At 53.2% G+C, this 19,148-nt stretch carries 16 protein-coding genes; 2 read left to right on the top strand and 14 right to left on the bottom strand.

Going from position 1 to position 19,148, the window contains the following annotated elements; all coding sequences use genetic code 11:
• Positions 1–2: 2 nt before the first annotated feature.
• From hisS to NST23_RS09390, 3 genes are all read right to left on the bottom strand, one after another.
• Positions 3–1,283, bottom strand: coding sequence for a histidine--tRNA ligase (gene hisS / locus NST23_RS09400; protein WP_173597460.1), 1,281 nt, complete (start codon positions 1,281–1,283; stop codon positions 3–5).
• A 507-nt stretch (positions 1,284–1,790) separates the two neighbouring features.
• A complete protein-coding gene (locus NST23_RS09395) occupies positions 1,791–3,296 on the bottom strand; it encodes a coproporphyrinogen III oxidase (protein ID WP_340963578.1) in 1,506 nt (501 codons plus the stop codon).
• Between the two features lie 93 nt (positions 3,297–3,389).
• Entirely contained in the window at positions 3,390–3,560 is a 171-nt protein-coding gene (locus NST23_RS09390; protein WP_167470285.1) for a hypothetical protein, read from the bottom strand.
• A 146-nt stretch (positions 3,561–3,706) separates the two neighbouring features.
• On the opposite strand from NST23_RS09390, the gene NST23_RS09385 reads away from it, so the two are divergent.
• Positions 3,707–5,620, top strand: a complete 1,914-nt coding sequence (locus tag NST23_RS09385; RefSeq protein ID WP_445662488.1) for an SH3 domain-containing protein — start codon at positions 3,707–3,709, stop codon at positions 5,618–5,620.
• Positions 5,621–5,843: 223 nt separating this feature from the next.
• Here the strand turns inward: NST23_RS09385 and NST23_RS09380 are convergent, their stop codons facing one another.
• The 9 genes from NST23_RS09380 to NST23_RS09340 all read right to left on the bottom strand — a co-directional run bounded on the left by NST23_RS09380 (position 5,844) and on the right by NST23_RS09340 (position 15,633).
• The gene (locus tag NST23_RS09380) at positions 5,844–6,023 is read right to left on the bottom strand and encodes a hypothetical protein (RefSeq protein WP_340963573.1); all 180 of its coding nucleotides are present in this window, start codon (positions 6,021–6,023) and stop codon (positions 5,844–5,846) included.
• Between the two features lie 25 nt (positions 6,024–6,048).
• Positions 6,049–6,486, bottom strand: a complete 438-nt coding sequence (dtd, locus tag NST23_RS09375) for a D-aminoacyl-tRNA deacylase (protein WP_173598617.1) — start codon at positions 6,484–6,486, stop codon at positions 6,049–6,051.
• Between the two features lie 84 nt (positions 6,487–6,570).
• Entirely contained in the window at positions 6,571–8,742 is a 2,172-nt protein-coding gene (locus tag NST23_RS09370; RefSeq protein WP_340963570.1) for a RelA/SpoT family protein, read from the bottom strand.
• A gap of 358 nt (positions 8,743–9,100) precedes the next feature.
• Positions 9,101–9,613 carry an adenine phosphoribosyltransferase gene (locus tag NST23_RS09365; RefSeq protein ID WP_063230212.1) on the bottom strand — a complete coding sequence of 171 codons (513 nt, stop codon included), beginning with the start codon at positions 9,611–9,613 and terminating at the stop codon, positions 9,101–9,103.
• A 12-nt stretch (positions 9,614–9,625) separates the two neighbouring features.
• Positions 9,626–11,980, bottom strand: a complete 2,355-nt coding sequence (gene recJ, locus NST23_RS09360; RefSeq protein ID WP_340963568.1) for a single-stranded-DNA-specific exonuclease RecJ — start codon at positions 11,978–11,980, stop codon at positions 9,626–9,628.
• A 73-nt stretch (positions 11,981–12,053) separates the two neighbouring features.
• Positions 12,054–12,962 carry a cation diffusion facilitator family transporter gene (locus NST23_RS09355; RefSeq protein ID WP_122964201.1) on the bottom strand — a complete coding sequence of 303 codons (909 nt, stop codon included), beginning with the start codon at positions 12,960–12,962 and terminating at the stop codon, positions 12,054–12,056.
• Between the two features lie 113 nt (positions 12,963–13,075).
• A complete protein-coding gene (gene secF, locus NST23_RS09350; RefSeq protein WP_122964202.1) occupies positions 13,076–13,990 on the bottom strand; it encodes a protein translocase subunit SecF in 915 nt (304 codons plus the stop codon).
• Complete coding sequence (gene secD / locus NST23_RS09345; protein WP_122964203.1) at positions 13,980–15,218, bottom strand: protein translocase subunit SecD; 1,239 nt, start codon at positions 15,216–15,218, stop codon at positions 13,980–13,982. The genes secF and secD overlap by 11 nt, the downstream gene beginning before the upstream one ends.
• A 178-nt stretch (positions 15,219–15,396) precedes the next feature.
• On the bottom strand, positions 15,397–15,633 hold the full coding sequence (locus NST23_RS09340) for a post-transcriptional regulator (RefSeq protein WP_122964204.1): 237 nt from the start codon (positions 15,631–15,633) through the stop codon (positions 15,397–15,399).
• An 87-nt stretch (positions 15,634–15,720) separates the two neighbouring features.
• Between NST23_RS09340 and spoVB the strand changes: the two genes are divergently transcribed.
• On the top strand, positions 15,721–17,307 hold the full coding sequence (gene spoVB, locus NST23_RS09335) for a stage V sporulation protein B (protein ID WP_122964205.1): 1,587 nt from the start codon (positions 15,721–15,723) through the stop codon (positions 17,305–17,307).
• Positions 17,308–17,310: 3 nt separating this feature from the next.
• Here the strand turns inward: spoVB and NST23_RS09330 are convergent, their stop codons facing one another.
• A complete protein-coding gene (locus NST23_RS09330) occupies positions 17,311–18,048 on the bottom strand; it encodes a DUF421 domain-containing protein (RefSeq protein WP_217365236.1) in 738 nt (245 codons plus the stop codon).
• A 44-nt stretch (positions 18,049–18,092) separates the two neighbouring features.
• The gene (gene corA / locus NST23_RS09325; protein ID WP_063230206.1) at positions 18,093–19,070 is read right to left on the bottom strand and encodes a magnesium/cobalt transporter CorA; all 978 of its coding nucleotides are present in this window, start codon (positions 19,068–19,070) and stop codon (positions 18,093–18,095) included.
• Between the last annotated feature and the right edge of the window lie 78 nt (positions 19,071–19,148).

Genomic DNA, 19,148 nt, shown 5'->3' with positions numbered 1-19,148 from the left:
TGTTAGTTGTTGCCTTGTACTTTTGCGGCAAGCGCAGCTACGAAATCAGCCTGTTTCAGCTCCTGCTGTTCGCCTGTTGCCATTTCTTTCAGAACGACGGTACCGTTTGCCAGCTCGGATTCTCCGATGATGGCCGTAAAGCGGGCCGAGAGGCGATCAGCCTGTTTCAGCTGCGCTTTCATTTTCCGGTCGAGGTAGTCCAGTTCGGCCGCCACGCCTGCTTGACGCAGTTGGTCGACGAGAATAAAGGCGCCTTGCTTGGCTTCCGGTGTCTGTACGACGACGAAGCAGTCAATACCGCCGCTAATCGGCAGCTGCACGCCTTGTTTCTCCAGAGCGAGCAGCAAGCGCTCGATGCTCAGTGCGAAACCGATGCCTGGCATATCGTCGCCGCCCAGCTCTGCAACCAGACCGTTGTAGCGTCCGCCGCCGCAAAGCGTTTCCACCGCGCCGATTTCCGCCATTTTGATCTCGAAAGCCGTCAGCGTGTAGTAGTCCAATCCACGAACCAGACGCGGATTGACATGGTACGGAATGTCGAGAGCAGTCAGGTAGCCTTTCACTGCTTCGAAGTGAGCTGCCGATGCTTCGCTCAAGTAATCCAGAATGGAAGGTGCGTCTTTGGTCAATGTTTTGCATTTTTCGTTTTTGCAATCGAGCACGCGCAGCGGATTGCGATCAATCCGGGATTGGCAATCCTCGCACAGCTCGGAGCGTACGCCGTTCAGATGCGCCAGCAAATGCTCGCGGTGGCGAGCGCGGTCTTCTACGGTGCCGACGCTGTTCAGCTCGACAGACAGCCCTGTCAGGCCAAGCTCCTGATACAGGCGAATGGCGAGGCCGATCACTTCTGCATCAATCGCCGGGTCGCTCGAACCGATCGCTTCTGCCCCGAATTGAACGAATTGGCGGTAGCGTCCTGCTTGCGGGCGCTCGTGGCGGAACATCGGCCCCAGATAGTACAGCTTGGTAGGCTGGTTGGGCGATCCGTACAGCTTGTTTTCCACGTAAGAGCGTACGACGCCAGCCGTCCCTTCCGGACGCAGCGTGAGCGCGTCGTTGCTGCGCGGATTTGCTACGCTGTACATTTCCTTTTCCACGATGTCCGTCGTCTCGCCAACGCCTCGCTGGAACAACTCCGTGCTCTCGAACAGCGGCGTGCGAATCTCCGCGTAGTTAAAGCGGCGGCACAAATCGCGGGCTTTTGCCTCTACGTAGTGCCACAACTCTACGGTACCTGGCATGATATCCTGCGTACCGCGGGGAATCTGGATTCTCGTCATTCCTCTCGAACCTCCATGTCTTTTGAAAAACTTGGGCAACGCCAAACCTCCAGGATCAAAGGACCTTTTCTATTTAGCCAAATAAAAAAGCCCCTCGCCTCCTGACATTTAGCAATTCGCCACATGTCAGGGACGAGAGACTGGTTATACTCCCGTGGTGCCACCCTGTTTGAACAGCCTTGTGTATCAAAGGCCATCCCACTTGATTAAGCCGTTAACGCCGGCGCACGCCTGCCAGTTACTGAAGGGAGAGGATTGCTCCTCGCTCGTTCACTGCGGTCTTCAGGGATGTCATTCACCAAGTCGTGATACGAAAGCACTCTCAGCCACGGCGCTTTCTCTCTGGTTATCCGGTTCGTTGGGTACTTGTTCCCGTCATCAGATCTGATTGTATCCAAAAGCTTAATGTGAATCATAGCAAACCAGCCAGCAGGCGTCAACAGGCGCTCCATAAAACTTTTTTTACTATGGTTTGCCGCGCGTTCAGCCTGCACCTGCGCTGCTTTTTTACGTAGTCGTTGCCCCTGCGTAGACTTCATCCAGATCGTGCAGCTTGTTTTCCACCAATGTTTTGTACGTGTCGTTGTAGGTTTTCGGGTCCTTCGGATTCGGAAAACGCTTCAGCTTGCCGCTGCCCGGCGCCATCAGCTTGGAAACCGCCCCGCAGCCAAGGCCGAGAATCGTCTGCACTTCTTCCATGATCATGATGTTGTAGATGCTTTCCTGCCCCGGTTTCGCATAGCCGACATTCTCCAGGTTACCCAAAATGTTTTTTTGGCGATACAAATAATACGGATCGTAGCCGTTTGCTTTCGTCCAGGCAGACGCCATTTCCATCATTTTGCCGATTTCGTCGCGACTGGCTACCTTGTAACGCTCCTTGTTCTGGGTCATTTCCGAAGCTCTCTTGAAGGAGAGCGTGTGCACGGTAAGCGACGCAGGCATCAGCTTTTCCACTTCTTCCAGACTGTGCGCCAGCTCGGCTACGCCCTCGTTCGGCAGCCCGATAATCAAGTCCATGTTGATATTGGTCAGGCCCATTTCCATGGCGAGATGGTACTTCTCGATCGTCTCCTCCACGGTATGGTGCCGCCCGATCGCTTTGAGCGTCTCTTGTGTAAACGATTGGGGATTGATGCTGATCCGGTCGACTTCCCACCGTTTCATCACATCGAGCTTTTCTGCCGTAATCGTATCCGGCCTGCCCGCTTCGACGGTCAACTCGCGCACGCCGTCCATGTGCGGGAAGCTGCGGTGCATCGTCTCGAACAGCTGGTTCATATCATCGGCGGTAATGCTCGTCGGCGTTCCTCCCCCGAAGTAGATCGAAGTAATTCGCTGGTCGTTTCTCGTCAGCCACTCGCCCATCTTTTCGATCTCGTAATGCAGTCCTTCGAGAAACGGATTGACCGAAGCCGTATGACTGCGGATCGCGTAGGCAGGAAACGTACAGTAGGCGCACTTCGTCGGACAGAAAGGGATGCCGATGTACACCGACAGCTCGCGGTCGATCTGGTACAGATCAGGCACGACGTGAAGCTGCTTGTCGACGATCTCCTGGAGCAGCTCCAGTTTGTACGGACGCAAAATGACATCCTGTTGCAGCCGCTTGTGCGCCTCTGCTTTCTCGACACCTGCCACGTTCAGCTGATGGAGCAGTTTGGTCGGACGGATTCCCGTCAAAATCCCCCAGCCTTGTTCGATTCCCGTATATTGTTCCAGCATAAGCAACAGCGTGTAGCACAATGCCTGCTTCGCTGTTTTGCGCATCGCCTTTTCATCGCGGGAAACGTACTCCCGCCTGACCTGGCGGCTGAGTCGAGTAGTTTTGTCATCCAGTTCTCCCGACGCCACTACACCCGAGCTGTCAGTGGCAAGCGCGAGCCTGATTTGCGTATCGGCAGCGCCATCCCACTCCGAGACAAAAGCTAACGCAGGGTCTTCGTAAAACAGCGCAAGAATTAAGGAGAGTTCGCGTTCAAACGCGTGTCCCTCGCATTTTATTTGAATCATATGTGCTCACCTGCTTATTTAAAATGCCACACTCCATCATAGCTGACAGGCACAATCGCGGTCAACAGAGCGGATGGGCGGCATCTCAGGCGATTACTTCCTTTTCGGGTGTGATTGCGGCAAGTCTCGCATATTGACATAAAAATCTTGGGACATTTCTACATTTTGCCGTGACGATTCTTTCGCCAAATCGTCATGAAAGTCGACGGAAAAAAATTGTCGATTCAAGCCTTGCGCAAACGTTTCCTTGTTTGACTGCCTCACTGCAATTCCTCCTGCGTTTTTGTGGCTCTATCTGTTCTAGTATGGCCTTTTGCAACAAATTGCAACCAGCGGCACCTGGCAAAAGCTTTGTCGCTTCTTGCAGGAAAAACGAGAAACTGGCGCGAAGTGATTGTGTTGGCAAAAACATGAAAGAATCGACGCTTCGCCTCCCTCGCATTTTATCTGGAAAGGATGTCAAAAACGTGCTGTTACGTCAAAAAATCCTGGGGTCGCTCCTGGCTATCGCTTGCGCCATCTCCCTCCCCGTTTCAACTGCCTGGGCCGCCGGTTCTGTTCAGGTCAGCGTGGACAAGCTCAATGTCCGCTCCGGGCCGAGCCTTCAGGACGCTGTCGTCACCACGCTGCCAAACAAGACCGTGCTGCCTGTCATCTCTACCAAAAACGACTGGATTCAAGTCAAGCTGCCTAATGGTCAGAGCGGCTGGGTGGCAAACTGGCTCGTCTCGCAAAACCAGCAGCCTGCACAAGCTCCGGCGAGTACGGCAGAGAGCACGACTACCAATCTCAACGTCCGCTCCGGCCCGGGCCAAACGTACCCGGTTGTGACGACGATCAACCCGGGAACCAAATACCCGATCGTGCAAAAAAACGGCGACTGGATCATGATTCAGCTAAATGGGACAAGCAAAGGCTGGGTGGCAGCCTGGCTGGTCAAGGACAGCTCATCCCCAGCGTCGCCAGGTTCCACGCAGGGAAGCGGAACTACTGCACCACAACAGCCAGGAGGCTCCGGCAATTCCGGGAGTGTCGTCACCCCGCCGAAGCCGACAGCCGTTCAAGGAGCAAGCCTGACACTGGAGTTCGCTCCCTACGTGTACCCTACGCCGGATGCCAGCGCTCCTGCCATCGGGCAGCTTCACGCTGGCGAGACGATCACGGTTTTATCGCAGCAAAACGGCTGGATTCAATTCCCTTACGATGGCGTCAACGCCTGGATATCAACGGACAGCAACAAGCCCGCGCAAGACACGACCACGTCTCCCGGGCCAAACACCGATGCCAATTCCGGCTCGGCAAGCCAGCCGAGTCAGCCTGCCACACCTGCCGAACAGACAGCTACCGTGCAAACGGACGGGCTGAACCTGCGCAGCCAGTCCAATACATCCAGTGCGATTCTCGCTACGTTGCCTGTCGGCAGCAAGCTGAAGGTGCTGGAGAAGCAAGGCGAGTGGTATCGGGTGCAGACATCGGCCGGACAGACAGGCTGGGTAGCCGGATGGCTGGTCAGTGTCTCCGGGCCGAATGTGCCGACACCAAGCGGGCCGTATGTCACGGTCATCAATCCGAATACGAACGTTCGCTCAGGTCCCGGTGCCGAGCACAGTTTGATTCGCCAAGTGCAGGCAGGGGAAAAATACAGCGTCGTGTCCAAAGAGGGCGACTGGTTCAAAGTAACGCTCAGCGATGGCTCGACAGGCTATATTGCCGGGTGGCTCGTATCGGCAAGCGGCGTGCCTGCCGTAATTCGCAGTCAGGATCTCGCCGGAAAGCTGATCGTCGTCGACGCAGGACACGGGGGCAACGACAACGGGGCAACCGGCAAAAGCTTTTCTACGCTGGAAAAAACCGTCAACCTGCAAGTTGCCCTGCTGCTGAAAAACAAGCTGGAGGCTTCCGGGGCCAAAGTCATCATGACGAGAGCCGATGACCGCAAGCTCACCTTGCAGCAGCGCGTGGATGTCGCCATCATGAACAAAGCGGATATTTTTGTCAGCATTCACCACAATACACATCCAAACACGGCGACCAACGGCTCCATCGTGTTTTTTTACTACCAAGGCAATTCCAGCAAGCTCGCGTCCCTCGTGCAAAACGAACTGGTGAAAGCGACGAGCTACAAAGATTTGCAATCCCGTTTTGGCGATTACTTCGTGCTGCGGGAAAACTCCGTTCCGTCCATCCTGGCCGAGATCGGGTTCCTGTCCAACTACAACGAGGAGCTGCGCGTGCGCTCGGAAAAACAGCAGGATCTCGCCGCAGACGGCTTGTACAAAGGGATCGTCCAATACTTCAATACGCTGAACTCTCAGGGCGGCTAATTCCGGCTGCCAGACTGCGTAACAACGGGTTCCAAAACAAAACCCCCGTACCACGAGAGACGGACACACTGCTTGCGCGAATCGCCAGTGCGTCCCCTCCTTGGGCGGGGGTGTTTTCATTTTTTTGTAATAAGCAGTTTCACGCAAAAGAAAAAACGGTTGCCGCAGCAGCCGTTCTTCAGATATCTCGCAGTCTCAGTAACTCGGACGCCGCTCCCACGGCTCAACCTGTCCGACAATCGCCTGTGCTGCTTTTTGCCGGATTGCCGGAACCGTCCCGCACGCTGGCAAGCTTTTGCCGATCGCGTCCCACCCCTGTCACTCGATAGCCTTCTTTGGCAAGCCAGCGAGCTACCTCTGTCAGCATGCCGCTCGCCCCGATCACCAGCGCTTCCTGTGCCATTTTCCCCGCCTCCCCGTCTTTTCGCTTACGATTCTACGATCAGGGTGACAGGCCCGTCGTTGAGCAGACGCACGTCCATCATCGCGCCAAAACGCCCCGTCTCCACGATCAGCCCTTTTTCCCGCAGCTTGGCATTAAACAGCTCGTACAGCGGTTCAGCCTGCTCAGGGCGAGCGGCTGCCATGAAGTTCGGCCTTCTCCCTTTGCGGCAGTCTCCGTACAGCGTGAACTGGGACACCGATAAAATCTGCCCGCCCGTCTCCAGGACGGAAAAGTTCATTTTTCCTGCTTCGTCTTCAAAAATTCGCAGATTGGCGATTTTATCCGCAACAAAGTCTACTTCCTTTTCGCTGTCCTCGTGGGTGATTCCGACTAACAGCAACAGCCCGTGCTCGATTTGCCCGACTACCTCGCCAGCAACGGTCACGCTTGCTTCTTTCGTTCTCTGTACGACAACTCTCACGTCGATCCATTCCTTTCGTTTGGAAGCTCGCCGCTCACAATGACGCACGGCTGACCTAAACAAAACACCCGATCCAAAAACGGATCAGGTGCTCAATATGCGGCGAACCGAATAAATATCTTTAATCCGCTTGATTCGTTCCACAACTTTCAAGAGATGATCCACATTGCTGATCGAGATGGTCATATGAATCGTCGCCACCCGATTTTTATCTGCTTTGCCACTGACGGCAGCAATATTCGTCTTCGTCTCTGCGACGACTTGCAACACGTCGTTCAACAGTCCGCTGCGATCGTTGCCCGTGATCTCGATTTCCACGTTGAAGTTGTGCTTCTGATCGGTATCCCATTCGACGTCGATCAAACGCTCTGAGCATTCATCTGCGAGCACATTCGGACAGTCTTTCCGGTGCACAGACACACCGCGCCCTCTTGTAATAAAGCCGATGATCTGATCGCCCGGAACTGGTGTACAGCAACGCGAGATACGCACCAACAGGTTGTCTACGCCGCGCACTTTTACCCCGGACTCGCTCTTTTGCGCACGGTGAGCCGGATTTTGCTTGATCTCCGGGATGACCGGATTTTGCTCCTCCCGCTCGCGGCGAAGCTTGTCGAGCAGACGTGTGGCAATCTGGGAAGCCGTAATGCCGCCGTAGCCGACTGCGGCAAACATGTCCTCGGCCCCCTGGAAGTTGAATCGCGCCGCCGCTTCCTTCAGGTTGGTGTCCGTCATCGCTTCCTTCACGTCGAAGCTGCGCGATTTGATCTCCGCTTCCACCATCTGTTGGCCTTTGGCAACGTTCTCTTCCCGCTTTTCTTTTTTGAACCACTGCTTGATTTTGTTGCGGGCATGGGCGGACTTGGCCATTTTCAGCCAGTCCTGGCTTGGCCCGTACGAATGCTTGGAAGTAAGGATTTCGACGATATCGCCCGTTTTCATGGCGTAATCAAGCGGAACGATCTTGCCGTTTACCTTTGCCCCAATCGTCCGGTTTCCTACCGCCGAGTGAATGCGATAGGAAAAGTCCAGCGGCACGGAGCCTTTTGGCAGTTCGACTACATCTCCTTTTGGCGTGAACACAAAGACCGTGTCCGAGAACAAATCCTGCTTGAGGCTTTCCATGAACTCCTGCGCATTGGGCGCTTCCTCTGACCCGCCTTCGATAATCTCGCGCAAGCTGCCCAGCTTCTCGGCAAACGATCCTTGCACGACACTCTGGCCTTCCTTGTACGCCCAGTGGGCCGCGATCCCGCTCTCTGCCGTCTGATGCATATCCCACGTGCGAATCTGCACTTCCAACGGTTCGCCTTTAGGCCCGATCACCGTCGTATGCAGCGATTGGTACATGTTGGTCTTCGGCATCGCGATATAGTCCTTGAATCTGCCAGGCATCGGCTTCCACAGTGTATGGACAATGCCAAGCACCGCGTAGCAATCGCGAATGTCGTTCACAATGATCCGCAAAGCCAGCAAGTCATAAATTTCGTTGAACTGCTTGTTTTGCTTGGTCATCTTTTTAAAGATGCTGTATATATGCTTGGGCCGCCCCGATATTTCCGCCTCGATGTTCAGCTCGCCAAGCTTCTCCCTGATCGTATCCGATGCTTCGTTCAGGTAAGCCTCGCGCTCCACCCGCTTCTTTTGCATCAGGTTGACGATCCGGTAATACTGCTGCGGATTCAAATAGCGCAGCGCCGTATCTTCCAGCTCCCATTTGACGGAGGCAATCCCCAGCCGATGAGCCAGGGGCGCGAAAATCTCCAGCGTCTCATCGGATATTTCCCGCTGCTTCTCTTCGGACATGTGGCGCAATGTCCGCATGTTGTGCAAACGGTCTGCCAGCTTGATCATGATGACACGAATGTCCTGCGCCATGGCAACCAGCATCTTGCGGTGGTTTTCAGCAAGCTGCTCTTCCTTGGACTTGTATTTGATTTTTTCCAGCTTGGTTACCCCGTCTACCAGCAGAGCCACGTCAGGACCGAACTGTTGGCGGAGATCGTCAAGCGTAATGTCGGTGTCTTCCACTACATCATGCAAAAATCCGGCAGCGATTGTAACCGCGTCCATGTGCAGGTTAGCGAGAATCCCCGCTACTGCGATCGGGTGCATGATGTACGGAACGCCTGATTTTCTTATCTGCCCTTCGTGAGCTTTTTCAGCCAGCTGATAGGCGCGAGTAATCAGGTCCAGATCCGATTGTGACAAATAGGTGCTTGCTTTTTTTACTACCTCATCAATGCCGGTAATCATAGTTCCCTTCCCTTATCCTCTCATTGGAAAACTTGGCTTTGCCAAGCCTTATGTCACAGGCGAAGGCTTTGAGCGTATAAAAAAAATCATCTATAGAAGCCCTTTCGAACAAGTAGTTCTTCTGTAGCGGATGATTTTGGTGCGTCCTGCGTGCGGACGCTGGCAGCCTGCTCTTCCTTGGAAGCGGCAGACGAACATTATCGGTTGTCTGTCTGGATGAAAAAAAGCGTCATGTCTATTTCATACTATTATCTTTTATGTCGTTCGTATTGTAAAGCTGTTTCCCCTGTAAAGTATGATCCATGCGTGGAAAAAAGAAAAAAACGGGTACATGACCCGTTTTTCGTTGAAGCATCAATTAATATTGCACCAAGGATTTGATCGGAACATCCCCGATTTTTTTGCGTCCTTCCAGATAGGACAGCTCGATGAAGAAGGCAGCGCCTACTACTTTTCCGCCGAGTTGCTCGATCAGATTGATCGTCGTTTCGATGGTTCCTCCGGTCGCCAGAAGGTCGTCCGCAATCAGCACGCGCTGGCCTGGCGTAACGGCATCTACGTGCACAGCGAGCGCGTCTTTGCCGTACTCCAGGTCGTAATCTGCCTTGATCGACTCGTAAGGCAGCTTGCCGGATTTGCGGATCGGCACAAAGCCGATTCCCATTTCGTAAGACAGAGGCGCTCCTACGACAAATCCGCGTGCTTCCGGACCTGCAATCACGTCAGCCTGCACTTCGCGGGCAAATTCAGCCAAGTCTTGAATCGCTGCGCGATAAGCAGGACCGTCTTTCAGCAAAGTCGTGATATCTTTGAAACGAATCCCCGGTTGCGGGAAGTCCGGAATGACGCGAATGTATTGTTTGTAATCCATGAAAAATTCCTCCTATACGGTGACCGGTGTCACCAGCTGATGAAACGTTTGGATCAATGATTCCGAGGATGAGAGCAGCAAATCCGTAGCGAGTTGCGCTTCTTCCTTCCACTCCGTATAAATGACGGAGCTTTCCAGCGGCCTTTTTTCTGCCGTCTCCTGCAGGCGATACTGTTCGGCATCCTCCTGCAAAAACTGCAACTCCAAAAAGATCGCAAGCATGCCGTCCAGCAAGCTTCGCTTCCATTGCAGCTTGCGGGCGAGCGCATCCAAATGTATGCGCTTCACTACTGGCACTTGCACAAAAAACTGGTACAGCTGCTTGAAATGATCGCGGCTCGGACAGGATAGCCGCTCCATGCCCAAATCCGGGTCGCCAAACAGACAGTAGATGCGCTCAGCCTGTTGCAGCAGCGGACTGATTTGCAGCAAATCGGCACGACGCTTCGGCAAGTCGTAGAGCACAACCGCTTGCTGCGGCGCCTGCCTGTCAAGCGCGACAGCATTGCCCAGGAAAAAGAGAGAAGCCTGCCCGTCCGCGCTTGTCTTTGGCACGAGCTGTTCATAGCTTTCCGCCCGAAACACAACGGTCATCGTCCCGGACTCCGCTATCAACTGCTGCCATTTCTCTATTTTGTCCCGACTTCCCCGCCAGTCGAACACTTGCTGATGCGGAACGGACAAGTCCCGGATCGTCAGCTGCGGCTTGCGGTTGCCATTCCATTCATTGACTGAAAGCTCTCCCAGCACCTGAAAACGCGCTTTTGGGGTCACCTTTTTCGTCACGTGCGCCCAGTTGAAGCCGATGGCATCCAACGTTTGGCCTGACCTGACGAGTGTGCATTTCAAATGATTGTCATCGCGCCCGATTGTGCGCATTCCCTGTGTCTCGACTTCATCCAGCATGACGAGCGGAGTCGGATTGCCCATCCCGTAAGGAGCGAGCCGTTCCAGCTGCTCGGCTGCCTCCAGGCTGATTTCGTCCATGCTCATCGACACATCTACTTTGGTCAGAGGGGTAAAATCTTCCGGCGTCAGCCATTCCCCCGCCAGCTCGTTCAGCCTGCTGCGCAAGAGATCGAGGTTTTCCACCGGGAGTGTCATTCCTGCGGCCATCGTATGCCCCCCGTAATGCGGGAGCCACTCCTTGCATGCTGTCAAACCTTCGTACATGTCAAAGCCGGCGATGCTTCTCGCCGAGCCTTTGGCTGTCCCTTTTTCCGGATCGATGCCAAGCACGATCGTCGGACGGTAAAACAGCTCTACCAGCCGTGACGCTACGATTCCTACAACCCCGACGTTCCAGCCTTCCTTCGCCAGGACGAGGACGTTGTTTTCCTCGGGTGGATACTGCTCCTTCACCATCTGCACGGCTTCTTCCGTCATCGTCGCTACAAGCTCCTGACGCTCGCGATTCAAATCGTCCAAAGCTTGTGCGCACTGCTCTGCTTCCGCCATATCCTCGGTCGTCAGCAACTTGACGGCGGACTCTGCCGTCTCCAGCCGTCCACTTGCGTTCAGACGCGGCCCGAGCGCGAATCCGACATGTCCGGCCGACAGTTCGCTGTCAGACAGTCCACACACGCGGATCAGCGCCTGCAATCCGATATTGCGGGTCTGATTCAGACGCTTCAAGCCCGCTCTGGCGAGGATGCGGTTTTCATCTACCAAAGGCACCAAATCGGCGATCGTCCCGAGTGCTGCCAGGTCAGCCAAATGCAAAGGAGGCTCCTTTAGCAAGGCATGCCCCAGCTTGAAGGCGACCCCGACTCCCGCGAGCATGTCAAACGGATACGTACAGCCAGGCTTTTTAGGGTTGATCACAGCAAATGCCTCCGGAATCACAGCCGGAGGTTCGTGGTGGTCGGTTACAATGACGTCAAGACCTAACTGCGTGGCATACGCTACCTGCTCTACTGCACTGATTCCTGTATCTACTGTAATGATCAGCTTGTAACCGCTTTTATGCAGATGCGCCAAGGCGTCTTTATGTAACCCATACCCTTCAGTAAAACGGTTGGGAATGTAATAGTCAAAAACAGCGCCCAGTTGGCGCAACAGGTGTACCATTAACGATGTCGAACTGACCCCATCCGCGTCATAGTCTCCGTAAATACAGATCGGCTCTTGCCTCTCTATCGCTTGTTGAATGCGATGCACGCTCTGTTCCATTCCATCAAGCAAATAAGGGTCATGAAACAACTCCGGGCCAGCTTGCAAAAAATCACGGGCCTTCTGCGCTGTGTCGACGCCGCGAATCACCAGCAGCTTGGACACGAGCGGAGTTAGCTGGCACTCCTCAGCTATACTGGCCGCAATCTGTTCATCGTAGGTGGCCAGTTTCCAGCGTGTTTTCGCTTTCAGCATAGGCTCTCCTCCAATCCTCATTCATTATAGTGGATGGAGAGGGAGACTGACAACAGCATAAAACATGCCGTTTTTACCGTTTTGGCTGTGAAGTGGGATCAAATGGGTTTACATGGACCAAAACATCGCGAATATCAGGAAATGTTTCCAGCAGCATATGCTTGACGCGCTTGCCAATTTGATGCCCGGCAAGGACGGTAATCGCCGGGTCCACCCCGATTTTCACATCGACGATCTGGTAATGCCCGTGCTCCCTGGCCCGCAGCGAATCGATGCGCAACACGCCATCGACCTCGGCAATCGCCTGTCTGAGCTGCTTGGTATCTTCCTCGTGCAAGACGTGATCCAGCGTGCTGTGGATCGATTCCATCATGATGTTGTAAGCCATTTTCAAAACGAGCACAGATACGAATATCCCGGCTGCCGGGTCCAGATACAGCATCCAGGGAACACCCAGCCGCTCGCCCACAATCGCGCCGCCGATGCCTACCAGTGCGGCAAACGAAGAGTATACGTCCGAGCGATGCTCATAGGCGTTGGCGATCAACGACTGGCTGTTCAGTTTTTTGCCGAGCTTGAACTTGTAGCGGAACATCCATTCCTTGACGATCATGGAACCGATGGCAGCCCAAACTGCCAGCATGCCTGGCGCTTCCACAGGGGCAAAAAACGCTTTAATCGAAGACATCGCAATTTCGAAGCCGACAACCGCCAACAAAACTGCGACAATAATCGCTGCGATCGATTCGGCTTTTCCATGACCGTACGGATGATCTGCGTCAGGCGGACGCTCTGCCGCTCGCAAGCCGATCAGAACCGCCACGGAACCGACTACATCCGATGCGGAATGCACAGAATCGGCAATCAATGCCTGTGACTTCGCCATAAGCCCGATCAACAGCTTCACCCCTGCCAAAGCAAGGTTGCCCACAATGCCTACCCATGCCCCAAACTGCGCTTGTGCCAACCGATCATCGCCCATTCCTGCCTCTCCTCCTCTATCAGCCTACTTGTCTTCAAGAGTAGAAAACCGCAGGGAATAACCCCTGCGGTCTACATAGCGAAAGCTCTTTGACGAAGCGAAAAGCGAACCGCTTATGCTTCTTTCTTCTTTCTCATATTCCGCTCCTTCAAGTTTACCCAAACTTGAGCAGCAATAAAGATGGAGGAGTACGTACCGCTCACCAGACCGAACAACAGAGCCAGCGAGAAGTTGCGAATGCTCTCGCTTCCGAGTACCGCAATAGCCAGCGCGGTAAAAAATACGGTAGCTACTGTGTATACGGAACGGCGCATCGTCTGCCAAAGCGAAACGTTCACCAGATGCTCCAGATCCGGAATCGTCTTGGACTTCATGGTACGCAAGTTTTCGCGGATACGGTCAAAAATAACGATTTTATCGTTGATCGAGTAACCGAGAATGGTCAAAAGCGCTGCGATGAAAGTAATGTCTACTTCCAGATCAAACACGGAGAACAGCGCGATCGGGATAATCACGTCATGCAAAAGTCCCACGACGCAGGCAATCCCGAACAGCACCTGGAAGCGAATCGCGATGTAAATGACGATCCCGAGGGAAGCGATCCCTACCGCGATGGCTGCCTTTTTCACCATCTCCTGAGCAATGCTCGGATCAACGGACGATACTTGTTTTGTGACCTGATCGCCGAACTTTTTCTTCAGCGCTTCTTCTGTCTTCATCAAGGTATCCGAAGAAATGGTTTGATCAAAGCGTGTGTAGGCTTGATTTTGCCCGTACGGCGTTACCTTGGAGAAAGCGACGTTCGGAATCTCCTGTTTGAGAACCGCTTCGACGTCTTCCGGCTTGAACTCTTTTCCTACGTAAATGTCCAGGCGCGTACCTGCCTTGAAGTCAACCCCAAGGTGCAGCCCTTGGAACATCATAAACAAAAAACCGATGATGATAATCGCGGAAGAGAAAATGAAGAACTTCCGGCGATTTTTAACGATATCAAACCGCACTACGGTATGCTCGCGATCAAAGCTCACCGATCTCACTCTCCTTTACTCCGAACCAGAACGGCTTTTTAAACATGTTGGCACGGACCACCAGCCAAAGGAGGAAACGAGACCCGAACACGTTGGTGATAATACTTACGATGATTGTCATAGCCAGTACGACAGCAAAACCTTGAACGGAGCTTGTTCCGAAGTAGAACAATACGCCTGTCGCGATCAGCGTCGTCACGTGCGCATCAATAATGGTGATCAAAGAGCGGCGTTCACCGGAGCGGAACGCTGACAAAATCGTTTTGCCCGAGCGAATTTCTTCTTGGATACGCTCATACGTAATGATGTTCGCATCGACAGCCATCCCTACCGCCAAAATGAAACCGGCGATACCTGGGAGAGTCAGCGTTGCGTCCATCCAGTCGAGAACGACCATACAAAAGTAAGTAAATCCAGCCAATGTAATATTCGCAATCATGCCCGGCATGCGATAGACGAGCAGCATGAACACGAAAATCAGCGCAGCGCCGATATAGCCGGCATAAAGCGTCTTCTCCAATGCCAGGGCACCCAGAGACGCTCCCACAGATGTTACCTGCTTCTCAATCAGCTTCGCTGGCATCGCACCGGAGTTCAGCAAGTCAGCCAGTTCCTGAGCCGATTCTTGGGTATAGTCTCCTGTGATTTGAGCGCTGCCGCCCGAGATCACGGATTGGATCGTAGGATTGGTTTGGAGGTTTTCGTCCAGGAAAATCGCCATGCGCTTATGCAGGTTGGCGCGAGTTACATCCTCCAATTTTTTTGCATCCGAGAATTTCACGGTTACGAGAGGGCGTTTCAGGTCATCGTAGCCGACCGCTGCCCCGTTTGGCGCCAAGTCGCTACCTTGCAGGATGACCTTGCCCGACTCGTCGCGGAACGTCAGTACAGCAGGTTTTCCGATCAGTTCACGCAGCTTGTCCTGATCAGCGGATTGCGAAGCGATTTGCACGCGAATCCGGTTTGGCAGCTCAGTAGAAATGACAGGTTCTGCCACGCCGCCGATGTTAATCCGTTTCTCAATCATGTGTGCAGTTGATTTCAACAGCTCGATATCAACCTTGTGCCCAGCCTCAAGAGGCTCTACCTCATACAAAATCTCAAACCCGCCTTGCAGGTCAAGACCGAGAGTGATGTTTCCTGCCACCTGTTTGGTCGTAGTTGACACAAGTGTCGCCAAAAGCCCTACAACAACCAGGAACAGGAGAAATCTTCCCCATTTTATCATCGTTGTAATACCCCTCTTTCATAAACAGGGTCCCGCCCCTAAGCGAGAAACCAATATGCCCATTATAGCGAAGTATGAAAAAACGTGTCAATTATTGCTGGAAGAGCGAACCATGGTAACCAACCCCTTATCTATAATGAGCATGCTACTTATACGAATAGGGAGGCTGGAAGTTTCACTAAGAATTTTTATACATTTGAATCATGAGATAGTTCATGTACTTGTTCGGTTTCAGAGACAAAATATCGTTGACGAGACGGTGCATCGGGGGAAATTCCTTGTACCCGTTCGTGACGCATTCCCATATGTCCTTGGCATCCACGTTTTCGTAGCCCAACAAGGCAAATTCCTCGGCCTTGCTCTGGCAAAGACTTGCTACTTGCCCATACCATTCCTGTTTTTGCGCTTGGTCCATCCCCGTTTCCCCCTCAAAGTAGTCATGCCGACAGCGGCACGTCCATATTCTTTACTGAGTGAATTTTTCCTTGCAAAGGAGCCTTCCATGAGACAGTCATTCTTTTACGGAACGGTTATCCTCATCATTGCTGGCGGCATCACCAAAGTGTTTGGCTTTGCTCACAGGATCGTGCTTTCACGCATCATCGGAGCGGAAGGAATGGGGCTGTATCAAATGGTCGTGCCCCTGTTGTACTTTCTGATCACGGTGACGACATTCGGTCTGCCTGTCGCCATCGCCAAGCAAGTGGCGGAAACCGAGGCAGCTAACAATCCGCGCATGACCCGCCGCTACTTGCTGCTCGCCCTCGCAGTCGCTGGCGGCATCAGCTTGCTGGTTTGCACGCTGCTCCTGCTGTTTTCCCACTGGATTGCGGGCGCTCTATTCGCGGACCCTCGCGCCCATATCGTCATGCTCGCCGCCATCCCGGTCATTCCGATCTCCAGTATTTCACTCGTGCTGCGCGGATACTTCCAGGGAAAGCAAAACATGATCCCCACCGCCATCTCCCAGTTGCTGGAGCAAGTGGCCCGCATGGCGCTGGTCGTCGTCATGACCATGTCGTTTTTGTCCGCAGGGATCGAGTATGCCACAGCCGGTGCAGTCGCCAGCATTATTTTCGGGGAAGCCGCCGGACTCCTCTACATTCTCTGGCAATATCGCAAAGGAAGCAAAAAAGCTGCTGCGCAACTTCTGGAAAGACCGTTTCTGCAAGCTGTCTCTGCCAGCAAGACAAACATCTCCCAACTGATTCACGTCGCTCTGCCCGTCACGTTGAGCCGCATCATCGGTTCGATCGCCTACGTCCTGGAACCGATGCTCGTACCGCTTGCGCTCGTCATCGCGGGGTATACGACTGCCACGGCAACGGGATTGTACGGACAGTTTGCCGGTATGGCCGTACCTCTGCTGCTTTTTCCCACTTTTTTAACCTATTCCTTGTCCGTTTCACTCGTTCCTGCTGTAGCAGAGGCCGCCTATCAAAAAAATGCTCCTCTCGTGCATCGGCGCATCTATCAAGCGATGCGCATCACACTCGTAATCGGAGCACCATGTACTGTCCTGCTTACTATTTTTGCGGAGCCGTTATGTACACTGCTCTACGGCAGCGAATATCGAGAGGTCGGCGTCTTGCTCAAGGAGCTGGCTCCGTTTTCCGTGTTCCTCTTTTTCCAGGCCCCGCTCGCAGCGGCCTTGCAAGGTCTTGACTACGCCCAGGTCGTTTTCCGAAATACGCTGATCAGCGCTGTAATCAAAACAGCCGCCATGTTCGTCTTTACAGCCCAACCGACCTTCGGCATTCACGGCGCCGTCATTGCGACCAATATTGGCATCACATTGGGCACCCTTTTGCACTTTGCCAGCCTGATCAAAAAAATCGGATTTACCGTCGATGTATGGGAGTTCGGAAAAATTGGGATCGCCATGCTGGCCATGGGTTACCTCGGCTCATACATGGCGGATCACCTGTTCTTGCATTCCTCGACGGCCAAGCTGCTTCTCGCCAGCGCGTCCATCAGCAGCTTGCTGTATTTGCTCCTTCTGGTCGCCATGCGCGTCCTGGGCAAACAGGACGTCCGCCGGATTCCCTGGATCGGAGAGCAGCTCGCCATCTTCTTCCCTCGCCGCTAACACCTAGTGTAGCGGCTTGTCTTTTTTATCCAGGTACATAATTCCTCGCTCGTCAATGCTGCAAAAGGAAACTTCCCGGATGTCCTTGATCCCGTATTTGCGAATTTCCCGCTTGAGCCACAGTTGATTTTGCCCGATCTTTTGCAAAGCTTCCTGCCTGACTTTGCCGTCCAGAATCAACGGAATGGGCAAGCCTTTGTATGAAACCGGCCCGATATGTTCTTCTTTAGCCAGTTCGATATCCCCACGGGTGAGATGCTCTTTTTCCGGCTTCAAAAAGACGCTCATCTGCCCGGTAGGCTCCAGCAGGGCGAACTCGACATCCGCAATATTTTTCACGTTTTTTTGCCGCAGATGTACCATCAGGTCATCCATGTTCAACTGATTGCGGCGCATCGCCTGCTCTCGGATTTGCCCGTTTTCAATGATCATATCGGCTGAACCGTCGACCACATCGCGAAATTTCTTGCTCTTTAACGAGAGATACGCCATGGCGATTTCCAGAACGGCAATCAGCAACATCGGCAAATAAAAGCGCAACCCGGGCTTTTCTACATCCTCAATCGCCAGAGCCGCCATTTCAGCCAGCATAATGGAAATCACCACATCAAAAACGGACAGCTTTCCCAGTTCTCGCTTGCCCATGATGCGGAGCAAGATCAGGAGGAAAAAATACGAGAAAAGGGTGCGCAACATGACAGTTGAAATATCTTCCACTTCCCGCCGCCCCCTATCGAACATTTGATATTATTGTTCGGCAGGGAGCTTGCAACTATTAGCTCCAATTACAACCACTTTCGTTTGCGGAAAATGTGCAGCATGAAGAAGGTCATCGCCAGCATGATCACAAGCGCTACGATCAGCATGTAAGGCTCTGCCTCCTCACCCAGCCAGGCGAATGTGTTCATCCCGAAAAGCCCGGTGATAAACGTAAGCGGCAGGATGATGGTGGAGATGATCGTGAGTACACGCATCGTCTCGGTCGTCTTGGCGCTGATGATCGTGTAATACGTATCGAGCGCACCGTTCACCAGGTCGCGGAAAGTCTCTGTCGAGTCGGAGATCCGCTCCAGGTGGTCGGTCAAGTCGCTGTAGAACGGAACGTTTTCCTCGGAAATATCGAAAGAGAAGCGGCCATTCACATTGGCGAAGATTCGTTTTTGCGGCATGATGACACGCCTGATCAAAATAATCGTCCGCTTCAGCGCCAGGAACTCCTCCGTAATTTCCTCCATCTGATGCTCGTAAATCTCGTCCTCCAGCTCGTCAATCCGCACACTAATCCGATCGATAATCGGAAAATACTCGTCGGTAATCCCGTCGACAATCGCATACAGCAAATAGTCGGGACCCCGGTTCAGATAGGAATTGTTGCGGTGACACATGGCTGCGATCCGCCCGATCGTGTTCATCGGGGATTTGTGGATCGTCACGATGTAATTAGGGCCGAGAAAAACGTTCAGTTCTACCGTGGTAATCTCGTCATCGCTTTCTTCATTGTAACGCAGGGCGTGAAAAACGAAGAAATAGTAATCATCGTACTTGTCTACCTTGGCACGTGGACTGACGTGCAGGCAGTCCTCAATTGCCAGTGGGTGAAAGTCGAAGATCTTGGCAATATAGGGCAGTTCATTGTTCCCCACATCATACAGATCGATCCAGAGCAAATCCTCCGGAGATTTCAACCATTGATCTTTTGTCGCCAGATCAACATCATGAAACATCTTCTGCTCTGAGTGGTTATAAAAGTACGTTTTGATCAACCTTCCTCACCCCCGTCTCGTTCCCCATCCATCATACGAAAATTCCTCCTAATGTTCAACGCGAAGATGAATAGAGCG

The sequence above is a fragment of the Brevibacillus sp. FSL K6-0770 genome, from assembly GCF_038000275.1.
GTDB lineage: Bacteria > Bacillota > Bacilli > Brevibacillales > Brevibacillaceae > Brevibacillus > Brevibacillus parabrevis.
This window is presented reverse-complemented; position numbering and strand designations above follow the sequence as displayed.